The organism is Phenylobacterium deserti (assembly GCF_003254705.1).
Classification (GTDB): domain Bacteria; phylum Pseudomonadota; class Alphaproteobacteria; order Caulobacterales; family Caulobacteraceae; genus Phenylobacterium; species Phenylobacterium deserti.
Genome location: NZ_QFYR01000002.1, coordinates 365,401 through 379,314, shown reverse-complemented (window position 1 = coordinate 379,314; position 13,914 = coordinate 365,401). Strand labels below are relative to the sequence as shown.

The 13,914-nt window shown below is 69.4% G+C and carries 14 protein-coding genes; 6 read left to right on the top strand and 8 right to left on the bottom strand.

Translation table 11 applies throughout. From position 1 onward, the window contains the following. Positions 1-48: 48 nt before the first annotated feature. Complete coding sequence (locus DJ018_RS11495; RefSeq protein WP_111515086.1) at positions 49-3,114, bottom strand: TonB-dependent receptor domain-containing protein; 3,066 nt, start codon at positions 3,112-3,114, stop codon at positions 49-51. A gap of 153 nt (positions 3,115-3,267) precedes the next feature. Further along, complete coding sequence (locus DJ018_RS11490) at positions 3,268-4,002, bottom strand: TetR/AcrR family transcriptional regulator (RefSeq protein WP_111515085.1); 735 nt, start codon at positions 4,000-4,002, stop codon at positions 3,268-3,270. A gap of 227 nt (positions 4,003-4,229) precedes the next feature. Between DJ018_RS11490 and DJ018_RS11485 the strand changes: the two genes are divergently transcribed. Together DJ018_RS11485 and DJ018_RS19315 are read left to right on the top strand one after the other, a co-directional pair. Next, complete coding sequence (locus tag DJ018_RS11485; protein WP_111515084.1) at positions 4,230-4,682, top strand: helix-turn-helix domain-containing protein; 453 nt, start codon at positions 4,230-4,232, stop codon at positions 4,680-4,682. Positions 4,683-4,776: 94 nt separating this feature from the next. Then, positions 4,777-5,130 (top strand): hypothetical protein, encoded by a 354-nt coding sequence (locus DJ018_RS19315; protein ID WP_205853752.1) that lies wholly within the window; start codon positions 4,777-4,779, stop codon positions 5,128-5,130. Between the two features lie 27 nt (positions 5,131-5,157). Here DJ018_RS19315 and DJ018_RS11475 read toward each other — a convergent pair whose 3' ends face one another. Continuing rightward, on the bottom strand, positions 5,158-6,315 hold the full coding sequence (locus DJ018_RS11475) for a glycosyltransferase (RefSeq protein ID WP_133254277.1): 1,158 nt from the start codon (positions 6,313-6,315) through the stop codon (positions 5,158-5,160). Positions 6,316-6,651: 336 nt separating this feature from the next. Here DJ018_RS11475 and lptC point away from each other — a divergent pair, with 336 nt between their 5' ends. The 3 genes from lptC to DJ018_RS11460 are packed head-to-tail and all read left to right on the top strand — an operon-like array spanning position 6,652 to position 8,758. Then, positions 6,652-7,161, top strand: coding sequence for an LPS export ABC transporter periplasmic protein LptC (gene lptC / locus DJ018_RS11470; protein WP_165842897.1), 510 nt, complete (start codon positions 6,652-6,654; stop codon positions 7,159-7,161). A 35-nt stretch (positions 7,162-7,196) separates the two neighbouring features. After that, positions 7,197-7,955, top strand: a complete 759-nt coding sequence (lptB, locus tag DJ018_RS11465; protein ID WP_111515081.1) for an LPS export ABC transporter ATP-binding protein — start codon at positions 7,197-7,199, stop codon at positions 7,953-7,955. A 47-nt stretch (positions 7,956-8,002) separates the two neighbouring features. Next, positions 8,003-8,758 (top strand): phosphocholine cytidylyltransferase family protein, encoded by a 756-nt coding sequence (locus tag DJ018_RS11460; protein WP_111515080.1) that lies wholly within the window; start codon positions 8,003-8,005, stop codon positions 8,756-8,758. A gap of 6 nt (positions 8,759-8,764) precedes the next feature. Here DJ018_RS11460 and DJ018_RS11455 read toward each other — a convergent pair whose 3' ends face one another. Genes DJ018_RS11455 through DJ018_RS11435 form a run of 5 tightly spaced genes read right to left on the bottom strand, consistent with a single transcriptional unit; the run spans position 8,765 to position 13,382 of the window. Next, a complete protein-coding gene (locus DJ018_RS11455) occupies positions 8,765-9,511 on the bottom strand; it encodes a nucleotidyltransferase family protein (protein WP_111515079.1) in 747 nt (248 codons plus the stop codon). Beyond that, a complete protein-coding gene (locus DJ018_RS11450; RefSeq protein WP_111515078.1) occupies positions 9,511-10,668 on the bottom strand; it encodes a dATP pyrophosphohydrolase in 1,158 nt (385 codons plus the stop codon). Before DJ018_RS11450 ends, DJ018_RS11455 begins: the two co-directional genes overlap by 1 nt. A 10-nt stretch (positions 10,669-10,678) precedes the next feature. After that, the gene (locus DJ018_RS11445) at positions 10,679-11,737 is read right to left on the bottom strand and encodes an LptF/LptG family permease (RefSeq protein WP_111515077.1); all 1,059 of its coding nucleotides are present in this window, start codon (positions 11,735-11,737) and stop codon (positions 10,679-10,681) included. Beyond that, positions 11,734-12,924 (bottom strand): LptF/LptG family permease, encoded by a 1,191-nt coding sequence (locus DJ018_RS11440; protein ID WP_240609526.1) that lies wholly within the window; start codon positions 12,922-12,924, stop codon positions 11,734-11,736. Before DJ018_RS11440 ends, DJ018_RS11445 begins: the two co-directional genes overlap by 4 nt. A gap of 20 nt (positions 12,925-12,944) precedes the next feature. Then, positions 12,945-13,382, bottom strand: coding sequence for an HIT family protein (locus DJ018_RS11435; RefSeq protein ID WP_111515076.1), 438 nt, complete (start codon positions 13,380-13,382; stop codon positions 12,945-12,947). A 58-nt stretch (positions 13,383-13,440) separates the two neighbouring features. Here DJ018_RS11435 and DJ018_RS11430 point away from each other — a divergent pair, with 58 nt between their 5' ends. Next, the gene (locus tag DJ018_RS11430; protein WP_111515075.1) at positions 13,441-13,914 is read left to right on the top strand and encodes a DUF2141 domain-containing protein; all 474 of its coding nucleotides are present in this window, start codon (positions 13,441-13,443) and stop codon (positions 13,912-13,914) included.

Below are 13,914 nucleotides of genomic sequence, written 5' to 3'. Positions count from 1 at the left end.
AAGGCGGCGGACGGCCGAAGCCGCCCGCCAGAGAGGGCTCAGGGTGGATCAGAAGGTCTTGCGGATGCCGATCTCGAAGGTCCGGCCCAGCGGGTTGGCCAGGAACGGGTCGTAGCCGAGCTCCTCCTGGGCCGGCGGCGGGTCGCGGTCGAATAGATTGGCGACGCTGGCCGTCAGGGCCAGTTCGTTTGCGAGCTCCACGCGATAGGTGAGGTCCACCGTGATCCAGTCCTCGCCCTCTTCGCCGTACTGGATGCCCGGCCGCTCGTCGGTGACGGCCGAGACGTAGTTCACCCCCACCCGCAGGTTCTGTCGCCCAAGGCTGTAGTTGGCGGCGAGGTTGGCCCGCAGCTTGGGCGCGGCCTGTGCGAAGGTGGCGAAGTTCAGCGTCCCCAGCCGGTCGTCGCCCGTGGAGACGACCACCCCGTCCAGCGACGTCGGCCCGGTCCGCAGCTCCGTCACCCGCGTCGCCGTCAGGTTCAGCGACAGGTCGCCGTTCCCCACCGGCAGGGTGTAGTCGGCCTGGATGTCGAAGCCGTTGGTGGTCTGCCCCGGCCCATTGCCCACCAGGGTGGACAGGCCCGAGAAGGTGCCGACGCCGCTCATCCCCACTGCGCATCCGGCGTTGAAGGTGATCCGCTGCAGCAGCGGCTGGCGCGCCGGGTCGCAGGTGGTGATCGTCCCGCCGGGGCCGTTGAACACCAGGCTGGCGATCTGGTTCGGATCGGCGACCTGGCCGATCTCGTCCTGGGTCCGGATGTCGAAGTAGTCGACGATCGCCCGGAAGGTGTGGCCGTCCATCAAGCCGCGGCTCTGCCAGATCACCCCCGCGTTCCAGGTCTTGGCGGTTTCCGGCTTCAGGCCCGCGTCGGTGATGAAGTTCACGGCCAGCCAGTTGCCGCCGGCCACCGTGATGGTCCGCGCGTTGACCACCACCGAGCCTGGGATCGTGCCCACCGGCGGGGTCTGGTAGTTGGTGCCATAGGACCCGCGCAGGGACAGCGGCCCCCACACGTTCCACTTGCCGGCCAGCTTGTAGACCGTGGCCCCCAGCCCGCCGGAGAACTCCTCGCGTCGCACCGCCGCCTGGACGTTCAGGGTGTCCAGGATCGGGATGTCCACCTCGGCGAACACTGAATACTGCTGCCGGTCGGCATAGTCGGGCGGATCCGGCGCAAACAGCACGAACGGCCCCGGCGCGTCCGGCGTGCAACCGCGGAAGTTCGGGTCCGTGGTCGGCAGCGGGTTGGCCTCCATGGGCAGGGAGCCCGGGCCGTTGGCGCTGGTGGTGCCGCGCGGCCACTCGCACTGCACCGTGCCGTTGAACAGCGGATCGCTGTTGTTCTGGCGGCTCTCGAAGGCGCGAGCCTGCGCCCCGACCGCCCAACCCACCTGCCCGCCGGGCAGCCGCGGTCCGGACCGGCCGTCGAACACCAGGTCCACCGTCAGGTCGCTGCTGACCGTCTCGATGCCCCGCGGGTTGAACAGCCAGCGGGTCAGCTCGGCCGAGTTCTCGCTGCCCGCCACATAGTTGGGGTTGGCCAGGCCCCGGACCGGCTGGCCGGCGAAGGAGCTGGCGAAGGGGTTCCACCACTGGCACGCGCCTTGCCCCGCCGCGGCCGGGTTCTGCGTGCCGAACCGGTTGGGATCCAGGTCGGGCGCCTGGCAGCCCGGGCCGCCAAAGCCGTTCAGCGCCTGCTGCAGGCGGAAGCCCACCGTGTCCGGGTGGGTGTTGAACGAATTGGCCTGGTTGTAGGTGACCGCGAAGTCGTAGCCGACGTCGCGCGCAAAGCTCGCCCACTCGCCCAGCGTGCCGCGCAGGCCCGCCGACACCCGCCACATCTGGTTCTCGACCCGGTCCGGCACCCCAAACCCGTTGGACGACAGGGCCGAGTTGCCGCCGTGGCCGAGCAGCCGGTAGGTGACGGGCGTGAAGCCTTGCGCGCCCGTGATCCCCTTGGACGCCGCAAAGGCCGCCGCATACGGGTTGGTGATGGGTACATAGAGCTGGTTCACCGCCCCCGTGGCCAGCGCCGGCCCGCGGGAGATCGGCTGGGCGGGCGAGCCGAAGATCTCCGGCACCGTCACCTGGCCATAGGACACATCGAAGTGGAACTTCATGTTGTCCGTGACGTCGGCGTTCAGCTGGGCGTAGGCGCGGTAGGTGTCCGTCGGCTCCACCAGGTTGTAGTAGGGTATGTAGTTGTAGGCGCAGGTGAAGTTGTTGTCGTAGCGCCCGCCGACGGCCGCGCAGCTCGCGGGCGTGAAGTCCGAAACGATGCCGCCCACGGCCGGCCCGAACTCGCCCACGTCCGTTGCGCTCGGGATCGCCGGCAGCGCGCCGCGCGGGATCCAGCCGGCCAGGTTGGTCAAGGTCGACCAAGGCGCGGGGTTGTAGCCGGCCCGCGTCGGGTCCAGCGAGGCGTGGGTGAAGTCGCGGTCCAGGGCGTGCAGCCGCGAGCGGTGCTCGTACTCGGCCGACCAGAGGAAGTTCACCCGGTCGCTGCCGGTCCCGCCCATGACGCCCAGCGAGTAGTCGCCGCGCGAGCCGGAGATCTGCTTGTACTGCCCCTCGACCTGCAGCCCTTCGAAGTGGTCGCGGGTGATGAAGTTGACCACCCCGCCGGTGGCGTCGGCGCCGTAGGTCACCGCCGCGCCTTCCTTCAGGATCTCGGTCCGCGCCAGCGCGATCGAGGGGATGTTGGCGGTGTTGGCGTTCATCCGCCGCCCGTTCAGCAGGGTCAGGGTCTTGTTGGCCCCGATGCCGCGCAGGTTGAACTGCACCGATCCGGTCAGCGCCGGTCCGCCGAAGTAGTAGGACTCGCCGGTGATCGGGCCGGAGATCGTCAGGGTCTTGGCGAACTCCAGGGCCGACGGAGCCCCTCGCCGCTCCAGTTCTTCGTTGGAATAGACCTCCACCGGCAGGGCGGCGTCTAGCGGCGTGCCGCGGATAAGGGAGCCGGTGACGACCACCTCATCCAACTGCGCGCCGGCGCTCGAGCCGGGGGTGGCGGCGCTCGCGCCGGCCTGCGCCCAGGCGCTCCCGGGCATGCCGACGCTCATCAAGGATATGAGAACAGCGACGCTCGAAGCGCCGTAAAGGGCCCGCATCATGGTTTCCTCCCGGGGAGCCTTGTTGGCTCACTCTCGTGAGAATGAAGGTTCATCGCGGGTCGAGTTTTGTCAAACGGTGTTTTCACCGCTGAGGCTTGTGAGCTGCCGACTCCAGGTGGTGCGCGGCTCGATGCGCGCGGCGGCTGTGAAGCCTCAGTCCGCCTTGGCGGCGCAGATGGAGCGGAAGCCCGCGGCCATAAAGGAGGCCATCCGCTGCTTGATCGCCGGGAAGTCGTCCGACCGGCAAAGGCCGCCCGACAGCTTGTCGATCCGTCCCGTGCGGGCCAGGGTGACCATGAGGGCGCCCGTCACGAAGTGGTAGCCCCAGAAGATGTCCTCTTCGGCGCAGTCCGGCAGCGCCTTCTTCAGCAGACCGATCAGCCGCAGCACCACCGGGTCGAAGTGCTGGTCCATCAGTTCGGCGCCCCACTCGGGCGTGTTGGCCACCTGGGCGCTGAGGGCCCCATAGTTCTTCCAGCTTTCGCCGCCCTCGATGTAGAGGTCGAGGTCGGTGTCGAGGAACGCGTGCAGCGCTCCTTCCACCGTCGGCTTGCCGCCGCTGGCGGCTTCGTAGTCGTCCAGCGCCTTCATCCGCCGCTCGCCGGTCACCACGGCACGCCGGGCGAAGACCGCATCGAACAGCTTCTTCTTGTCCTCGAAATAGTAGTTCAGCAGCGTGTGGTGCACGCCCACGCGCCGGGCCACGTCCTTCAACGTCGTTCCATGCAAACCATGCTTGGAGAAGAGATGCTCGGCGGCGTCGAGGATCTGCTCCTGGGTCTCGGCGCGTTGTTCGGCCTTCCGGGAGCCTCGGCGTGGGGTCACGTTTTCAGGCACTTGGCAGTCTTTCGGCGCTGCGACCGCGGGCGTCAAGCTGGCCGCCGCCATCGCGCCTGCGAGACGGGCCACCCGGCCAACATATACTCCGGGTTGTAATCCCAACTTGGTTGAGCCGGCATTCGCCTCTAGATGCGCCGAAATGTCGTCAAGGAACTCGCGGGAAAGCTGTACAGAGCGGCACGGCGGCTGCTAGCGTTCTGTCGGCGCGGGCTTGCGGCCGCGCTTCCGCGGACCGTTGTCTCGTCCGCCGCGCTGCTGAGGACCGGCGACCGAGGATGGACCGAAATCTTCCGCCGCTTTCCGATGAACTGGTGGCTCCCTTCCTGGAGCTGCTCCAGAGGTTGCGCGCCATCTGCGACGGCGATCTGGAAAAGAACATCATCCTGCTCGCCATCGCCGCACGCAGCGTTGCGGATGCCGAGTTCGCGGCGATGTCCAACGAGGCGCGGATGCAGAGCACCGCCCCTCTCCTACCGTCGCGAGGCCTGAACCTCCGGTCCATCGCCGAGTCGTCCGGCATTCCCCGCGAGACGGTTAGACGCAAGGTTGGCGAGCTGATCGAGGCGGGCTGGATCGGCCAGTCGGGCCGGAATCTGCACTTCACCGCCCAGGGATACGCCGCCCTGACGGTTGGGCGGGAGGGGCTTGAAGCACTTGCCCATCAGTTCCACCAGGTCGTCCAAGGCCGCGCGGCGCGCGCGGCTGGCGCTGGCGGAGCCCCGGTGTGAACCGCCGCTAAACGGGCCGCCCCGCCGCCGTTCAGACCCATGCCTCTAGTCTGTGCATCTCGGCCGATCCCCCGCGGCCTTCGGAGATTCGCACATGAAACTGCTTGTTCTTGGCTCAGCCGCCGCGGCCCTTGTCGCTCTCAGCGCCGGGGCCGCCAGCGCCCAATCCTACGGCGGGCGCTACGCCTATGATGGAGCATACGGCCAAGGCTATTACGACCACGGTCGCCACTATCAGGACCGCTACGCTCGTGACTACCGGGCCAGCCGGGACAGCGACCGTGACGGTGTTTCCGACCGCCGGGAATGGAATCGCGACCGTGATCGCGACGGCCGCCCGGATCAGTTCGACCGCTACGACAACCGCCGCCAGGACCGTTACAGCGCGCGGCGGCAGTACGACCGCTATCCTCACTATCGCGGTGGCGAATACGGCCGCCGCTGGTAGTTCCGCCGCGCTTCGCGCGTGAGCCCCTCAGGGCTGGCCAAACCTCCAGCCGCCAGCCCTGAGGCCTCTGCCGCGCCTGGCTTCCACCAAGCGGCTCGCATTTGCGAGCATAAGAGAGTTGATGTGGCTGCGTATCGCGCTCTCCAGGGTGAACGGCGCGAGCGCCGCTGCCTCCACTGAAGGACGGTCTTCATCCAAGGCTTGCGCCAGGGCCGCGGCGTAAGCCTCTGGCGAGGCCGGGCTCAACCGGCCAGCACCGCTCGCCGTGATCAGGCGTGACAAGGCCGGCGAACAGTCCACCGCCACAACTGGGCAGCCCTCCGCCAGGGCTTCCACCGCGACGGCAGGAAGGCCCTCCCAGGCCGATGTGATGGCAAGCGCTTGGGCCTCTCGATAGTACGGCCTTGGGTCGCTGACGTAGCCCACGAACTCCACACGATCCGCGATGCCGAGGGTCTTGGCCAAAGCCTGGAGACTCGCCAGGCGCGCGCCCTGGCCCAGCACCTTGAGCCGCCATGGACGATCACCGAGTTGGGCCGCCGCTCTCAACAGCAGCTCGAAATTCTTCTGCTCGGTGAGCCGACCGACGGCCAGAAGCATCGCCGGCTCCGCTGTGCGCTCGGCTGGCGAGCGGCTGGCCGGCAAGCTGTCCAGGTAAGGGTTCGACACGACCTGAACCTTGTTTGCGGCGGCCGGATGGAAGGCCACGATCTCCGCAGCGTCCTCGGGAGAGAGCACGAGCACAGCCGACGCTCTGCCAATCGCTAGCCGGTACGCCACCGCTTTCAGTCCGGAGCGCAGACGCCCCCGTCCTGTACGCCGGATAGGATTCGTCATCTTCAACACCAGGTTGGTGTCGTCACGCGCCGACAGCCAGTGCGCGGCGGCGCACAGGATGTTCGCGTGATTGCCGGCCGAAAGCAGAACCCCCGGACGCAGCCGCCGGATGGACAAGGCCAGCGGAACTAGCGCCGCCAGCAAGTGAGCCGCTCCGCGAGCGCTTCCCTTGATGGGCGTAAGCGGGAGGACGGGTACGTCCTCGTCCAGGAACCGGCGAGCCCGACCACCCCCGGGACCCAGCGTCGCGACCGTGGTGCGGACGCCAGATTGCTGGAGACGACTGGCCAGGACGCAGCTGACCTTCGAGGCGCCGCCGGCGCCGAACCGCGGCAAGAAGACAAGCACGCCGTCCTTTGCCTGGAGGCGCCGTTCACGGGGGGAGCAAGGAGGCTCGCCGATCTCGTGTCCACCGACCGTTTCCACGACTAAGCCCCTGTGCGCTCTGCGATTCTTACTGAGCGAGGTTATTTGACCTCGGTCAATGTTCGGTGACGCCCGCAGGCCAGATCCGCGGCGCCTTCGCCCAAGATGTCGTCAGCCGTTGTGGGCTCGACCATGGGCTGCCACATAGGGCGTATGCCGGCTTCGTCGCCCACCGCCGCTCCACGAGTTTCGTTCGCCTTGAAAGGCCGGACGGGTCACGCCTCTCGTGTCCGGACGCTGCGGATCGCGCTGCCGGCCGTGAGCGCCCTGCTCTTCCTGATCGTGATCGCCGCCGCCTTCCGAGGAGGACTGCAACCAAGCGCCCGCGCCAGCGCACAGCCGGGCGAGACCCAGCTCACCGCGCCGCGGCTGGCCGGCGCTGACGGCAAGGGCCGACCCTTCGTGATCACCGCCGTTTCGGCGACGCGCAGCTCCGCGCCGCCCCAGCGCATCCAGCTGGATCACCCGGTGCTGGTCAGCGATGAACAAGGCCCCGACAATCTGAAGGTCGTCGCCGCCCGCGGGACCTACGACCCGGCGGACGAGAAGCTGTTCCTGGAAGGCGGCGTCAGCCTCACCGGCGCCAGGGGCGAATTCCAGGCCCCTTCCACCGTGTTCGACGTCAAGTCGGGCCAGCTGGTGGGCTCCGGCCGCGTGCAGACCCGGGCGCAATCCAGCGAGGTCCAGGCCCGCTCCGTCACCGCCGATACGAAAAACCGCTCGGTGACCTACTCGGGCGGTGTTCGCAGCCGCCTCAACCTGGACTAAACGGCCGGTTCGGTCAGCGCGTCGGAAAGGTCGCCTTGAAACAGCAGCAGGTCCCGGCCGCGCCGGAAACTCAGGCCGCCGGTCTCGTTGTGGACCGGGTCAGCAAGGCCTATCACGGCCGCCAGGTCGTGAACGGCGTATCCCTCACCCTCGCCCGCGGCGAGGTGGTCGGTCTGCTGGGCCCTAACGGCGCCGGCAAGACCACCTCGTTCTACATGATCACCGGCCTCGTTCCGGCCGACGCAGGCCGCATCCTGCTCGACGGCAAGGACATCACCAGCGAGCCCATGTACCAGCGCGCCCGCATGGGTGTGGGCTACCTGCCGCAGGAAACCTCCATCTTCCGCGGCCTGACGGTCGCTGAGAACGTCATGGCCGTGGCCGAACTGCGGGAGAGCAGCCGCAAGAAGGCGCAGGAGATGGTCCGCAGCATCCTGGAGGAGCTGCACATCGACCACCTGCGCGATTCACCGGCGATCGCCCTGTCCGGCGGTGAACGGCGGCGGGTGGAGATCGCCCGGGCCCTGGCCTCCGAACCGTCCTTCCTGCTGCTGGACGAGCCGTTCGCCGGCATCGACCCTCTGGCTATCGCCGACATCCGGGAGATGATCGGCTACCTGAAGCAGCGCGGCATCGGCATCCTGATCACCGACCACAATGTGCGCGAGACGCTGGACATCATCGACCGCGCCTCGATCATCGCCGCCGGCCAGGTGCTCTTCGACGGCTCGCCGGAAGAGGTGCTGCAGGACGCCGAAGTCCGCCGCGTCTACCTCGGCGACTCATTCCGCTGACCGACCGCTACAACGTCTGACTGCATGACCCTGAAGGAACGCTCCAGGTGAACACACCCCGTCGCGCCATCATCCTGAGCGCCGGCCAGGGCAAGCGGCTCTCGCCGCTGACAGACCGCCGCCCCAAGTGCCTGATCGACCTGTCCGGGCGCACCCTGCTCGGCTGGCAGCTGCAGCGGCTGCACGCCGCGGGCGTGCCCGAGGTCGTGGTGGTCACCGGGTTCGGCGCCAATCTGGTGGAGGCGGAAATCGCCCGCCTCGCCCTGCCCGGCATGCAGGTGCGGACCCAGTACAATCCCTTCTACGGGCTGGCCGACAACCTGGCGTCCTGCTGGGTCGCCCGCCATGAGTTCGAGGGCGACGTCCTCCTGCTGAACGGAGACACCCTCTTCCAGCAGGGCGTGGCCGAGCGGCTGATCGCGGCGCCGGACGCCCCGATCACCGTCACAATCGACCGCAAGCCGGCCTACGACTCCGACGACATGAAGGTGCTGACCGAGGGTTCGCGCCTGAAGGCCATCGGCAAGACCATCGAGGCCTATGACGCCGAATCCATCGGCTTCCTGCGGTTCTCCGCGGAGGGCGCGCAGCTGTTCTCCCGCGCGGTGGACGAGGCCATGCGCCGGCCGGAAGGCCTGCGTCGCTGGTATCTCAGCGTGATCGACCACATCGCCCAGACCAGCGACAGCGTGCACGTCTGCTCGATCGAGGGCTTGGAGTGGGGCGAGATGGACTTCCCGGAAGATCACGCGGTCAACACCGAGATGACCGGCCGCTGGGCCCGCCAGGAAGACGCCGCCTAGGCGTCTTCAGCCGCCGGTGATCTGCCGCACGAGGTCGAGGTCGGCGGGCTTGTCCACGTCCACCGCCGCCAACCCGTCGCGGCTGGGGGTCACTGCCGCCTTGGCGCCCGCCAGCGCTCCCAGGCGCGCCAGCGCCTCGGCCAGAGTCAGCCGGCCCAGCAGATAGCGCAGCAGGGTCCCGGGCCCGATCTTGCCGACGATGCGCCAGGGCCGCTTGCGATCGGCTTCCACGCGCCGCCAGAGCGCCACCGCCCCGGCCGCGCGCGCCGAGCGCAGGAGAAACAGGTTGCAGCCGGACCACTGGCCGTCGGCGAACTTGATCCAGGTGCGGCGGGTGTCCGGCGCGGCGGCCTCCACCAGCTCGCGCCGAGCCATGAGCACGCTGATGTCGGCCTCGGCCGGCGAGTCGGCCAGGAAGTCGCTGACCCAGCGGGGCTGCAGAAGAGCGTGATCGACCGTGGTGACCAGCAAGGGCGCGCCCAGCGCCTCCAGCGCCTGGCCGACGCTTTGGCTCGGGCCTTCGGCGGCCGGCAGCACGCGCGCCCCGCACTGCCGGGCGAGCTCGGCCACCGTCTCGTCGGACGTCGAGACCGCCACCTCCGGCGCGCCGGCCTCCCGCAGGGCCGTGACCACCCGCTCCATCAGGGTGCGGCCTTCCAGCACGATCTGCGCCTTGTGGCCGACGCCGGCATAGGCGGCCAGCGGGTCTACGCCCGGACGCGACCCGGCCAGCACGAGCGCGCGCGGGACCATCAGGCGATCGACTTCTCGTAGATGCGGTAGGTCTTGTAGATCTGCGAGCCCACCGCGCGGATGATGGCGTTCATCGCCGTGTTGTCCTCGAGGATCCAGGACGCTTCGAAGGTGCGGTAGCCCAGGCCGCGGGCCGCCGTCACGCCCTGGTCGATCAAGATGAACGGGAGCAACTGGCCTTTGCGCGTGCCGTGGAACTTCCGCCGCACCCCCAGCAGAGGCATGCGCACGCTGGTCAGGCCCTTCACCTTCAGGCGGTACAGCAGCTTGGCCCAACCGAACGGCAGCAGCTCGCCCTTCAGGTCCCGGATGGCCTCGTTCACGTTCGGCAGCAGCACGATGAACCCGGCCGACTCGCCGTCGATCTCGGCGAAAAGAGTCATGCGCGGATCGATCACCGGCTTCATCGCCTTGGCCAGCTGGCGTGTCTCGGCTTCTGTCGTGGGAGTGAACCCCCAGTTGCCCGACCAGGCGTCGTTGAGGATCTGCGTCAGGGTGGCGACTTCCTCGTCGTAGCGGGACATGTCCAGCTGCCGGATCCGCACCCCTTCGCGCCCGCGCCGCGCCAGCTCGACGATCTTGTGCGGCAGGTCGTCGGTGTGCGGGCTGACCCAGGCGTAGACGTCCTTGGCCTTGGCGTAGCCCTGCGCCTCAACCTGCGCGGCGACATAGGGCTGGTCGTGGCCCATCAGCACCATCGGCGGCGTGTCGAAGCCGTCGATCAGCAGGCCGACCTCTTCGTTGATCGACAGATTGAACGGCCCGATCGCCCGCGTCTTGCCACGCGCCCGCAGCCAGTCCTCGGCGGTGCGGAACAGGGCCGAGAAAATCTCCGCGTCATCCTCCGCCGCGATCATGCCGAAGTGGCCCACAGGCCCGCGCCCGTCGTCCGGCGTCAGCTCGTCGATCTGCGCGCTGATCCGGCCCACGTCGCGCCCGCCGCGCACCGCCAGCCACAGCTGCACCTCGGCGTGGGCGAAGAACGGGTTGTGCTTGGGCGACAGCGCCTCGCGCCGCTCCATCAGGAGGGGCGCAATGTAGTTCGGATCGTGCGCGCTCAGGCGCATCGGCAGCCGGATGAACCGCTCCAGCTCCGCCTTCGTCTGGACCGGCACGATGGCGATGTCCGCGCCTGCGAGCGCCTGCGAGCCGTCCATGCCGATCCCCTCAGCCTTCCAGATGAACCAGCGCGCCCGCCGCCGCGAAGGCGAAGATCGCCGCGCCCGACCAGGCGCCCAGCGCCGCCGGCAGCACCCCGCTCTGCGCCATGGCCGTGAACACCCCGTCCACCACCATGAACAGCAGCCCCGCCGCCAGGCAGCCGACCACCGTCCGCCCGCCGCCGCTGCGGAAGTTGACCAGCAGCACCGGCGCGGCCAGCAGCAGCATCACCACCGCCCCCAGCGGCGCGGCCCAGCCCCGCTGCAGCGCGGCCTCGTAGAAGGACGGCGGCCGCACCGCCGCGCCCCCCGCCAGCGCCCGGGCCGCTGAGGCCGGCGCCAGGTCCTGCGGATCGCCGAACAGGGCCCGCACGTCCGCCGGACGCGGCCCCTGCGTCCAGTCCATCTGCGCGGCGCTCGCCTGCTGCACGCCGTTCGGCCCCACCGTCTCGATGGCCGGCCGCTCCAGCCGCCAGCCGCCGCCCTGCCAGGCCGCGGCGGGGGCGCGCACGCGCTCCACCAGCCGTCCCTGCCCGTCCCGCCGGTAGAGGCTGAGGTCCACCAGCCGCCGCCCGGCCGTATCGCCCGGCGTCGCCACCACCACGTCCGTGCCGACGCGGAAGCTACGCGGCTCCGGCGCCTTGTCCTCGGCCTCCGGCGCACCGCGCGCCCACCAGGCGTCCAGCGCCGCATCGGCCCTGGGGGACAGCCACTGGGCGCACGCCAGGTGCAGCGCCGCGACGCCCAGCGCCACCGGCAGGGCGATGGTCACCAGCCGGTAGACCGACATGCCGGTCGAACGCAGCGCCACCACCGCGTTCTCTCGGGCCATCTGGGTGAAGGCGAACAGCGCCCCGGCCAGCATGGCCAACGGCGCCACCTGCTGGATCAGCGTCGGCGTGCGCAGCAGGGCGTAATAGACCACCCCGCCGGCCCCCAGCTTGCGCTCCAGGATGTCCGTGGTCGCGTCCAGCAGGTCGAGGATCTGCAGGATCGACACCAGGATCACCAGGGCCGCGAGCACCCGGGTGGCCAGGATCTTGGTCACATGGCGCTGGATGATCACGCCGCGGCCTCCGCCTTGGGCCGGCGGCGCGGGGTCAGCCGGCGGATCACCTCGCCGATCCGCTCGGCCAGGCGGCTGACGGGCGTCTCGCCCGGCCGCTTGCGGCTCGACGCGAAGATGCCGATGCAGATGCCGGCGAACACCAGGAACGGCGCGCCGACGCCCAGCAGGGCCGGCGCCTTGCCGTCTGCCGCCAGCCCCTGCCCCAGCGCCAGCATGTGCTGGAAGAACAGCAGCAGCAGGCCCGCGATGATGATCCCCGGCGCCCGCCCGCCGCGCTTGGCCGACAGCCCCAGCGGCAGCGCCAGCAGCGGCAGCAGCGGCAGGCAGAAGGTCCGCGCCAGCCGCGCCCACAGCTCGGCCATCAACGTCGCCCGCGGGATCACGGAGTTCGGATCACCCGCCGACTTCAGCAGCTCGGACAGGGTCAGCTCCCGCTCGTCCCCGCCCCGCGGCCGCAGCAGCTTTTCGGCCCCGCTCAGCGGCAGCTCCAGGCTGAAGCTCTCGAAGGTCAGCACCCGCGCCCGGCCGCCTGCGCTGGTGCTCAGCTGCTGGCCGTCGCGCATCTGCAGGGTCACCGAGCGCCCGTCGGGCGAGCGCACCAGCTGGCCGGAGGCCGCCGTGGTCACCTGCTCGCGCCCGTCCGTCAGCACCTCGCGGATGAACAGCCGCTGCAGCCGCTGGCCCGTGGCGTCCACATTGTCGGCGGTCAGCGTCAGCGACGGATCGGGCGACAGAAACGTCCGCGCCTGCACCAGCCCATTCCAGCCCGCGCTCTGCGCCTGGTGCAACACCGCGCGATAGGTGTAGCGGCTGTAGGGCTGCACAAAGCCGAACAGCACCAGGCTGATCAGGGTCAGCACCGCCGCCAGCGCGAGGTAAGGCGCCGCCAGCCGGCTCAGGGACACCCCGCTGGCCAGCAGGGCGTCGATCTCCGATCCCTCGTTCAGGCGGCTGACCACCATGAACAGGGCGATGAAGAACGCGGTGGGCAGGGTCAGGCCGAGGTAGTGCGGCACCAGGTTGGCGGCCAGCTCGGCCACGAAGCCGAACCGGTCGCTGCTGTCCGACAAAAGCTGCAGAAGCCGCAGCACCCGCTCCAGCAGCAGCGCGACCAGGGTCACGCCCAACGCCCCCAGCAGCGGCCACAGCGTCAGCCGCAGGATGTAGCGATCGATAATCTTCACTTCGGTGCGGTCCCGCCCTTTCAGGCCTTGGGCCAAAGCGCCTGCAGGCGCTCGCAAAGCCGGGCCATGGCCGCCTCGTCAAGCGCCACGGCGGGCGACAGCGCCGGCACGCCCGGCCAGCCGGCGTCGGGAAACGCCTGCTCCTCGAACCGGCGCTCGCCCTCGTAGCGGGGAATGACGTGGAAGTGGACGTCGGGGTCCACCATCATCAGCATCAGGTAATTGATGCGCTCGTACGCAACGAGGCTGCGCAGGCTCTGCTCGACGCCCTGCGTCACTTGGCCCAGCTCGGCGAAGGCCTCGGGGCTGATCTCGGAGAACGCCGTCGCCTGGTCCTTGCACACCAGCACAAGAGAGCCAAATGTGGGTTGGCTTGGCCGTACCAGCACAAGCCAGTGACCCGTCTCGACGACAAGGCTGGACGGGTAGCCGAACTTCAGGGCGGTCGGATTGGTCATGTGCGCCTTCGGACGGCCAAATCGACCGCCGCCGGATCATAGGAACTCAGCTTCGCCCATGAAAGCCAGAACCCTCTCGCCCTTGCTCGTGGCGGCGGCTGTTCTTGCGGCCGCCGCACCCGCCCTGGCCCAGGACGACTGCGTCGGGCAGTCCGGCGACGGGGCGGCGAAGCTCACGGTTGAGACAACGGGCATGCGGGACGCGCAGGGCGAGATCGCGGTCACCGTCTATCCAGACGATCCCCGCCGCTTCATGGCGCGCGGGGGCAAGCTGCTGCGCGCCCGGGTCAGGACGGACCTGCCGACCACCAGCGCCTGCTTCTGGCTGCCGTCCGGCGTCTACGCCGTCGCCGTCTACCATGACCGGAACGAGAACCGGGACTTCGACCGCAACCGCCTGGGTCGCCCGGCCGAAGGCTTCGGCTTCTCCAACGACGCCCCGACCCGCTTCGGCCTGCCCTCCTTTGACCAGGCGCGCTTCCGCCTGCCGCCGGTGGGCCGCACCCTGAAGATCAAGATGCACTACCCCTGA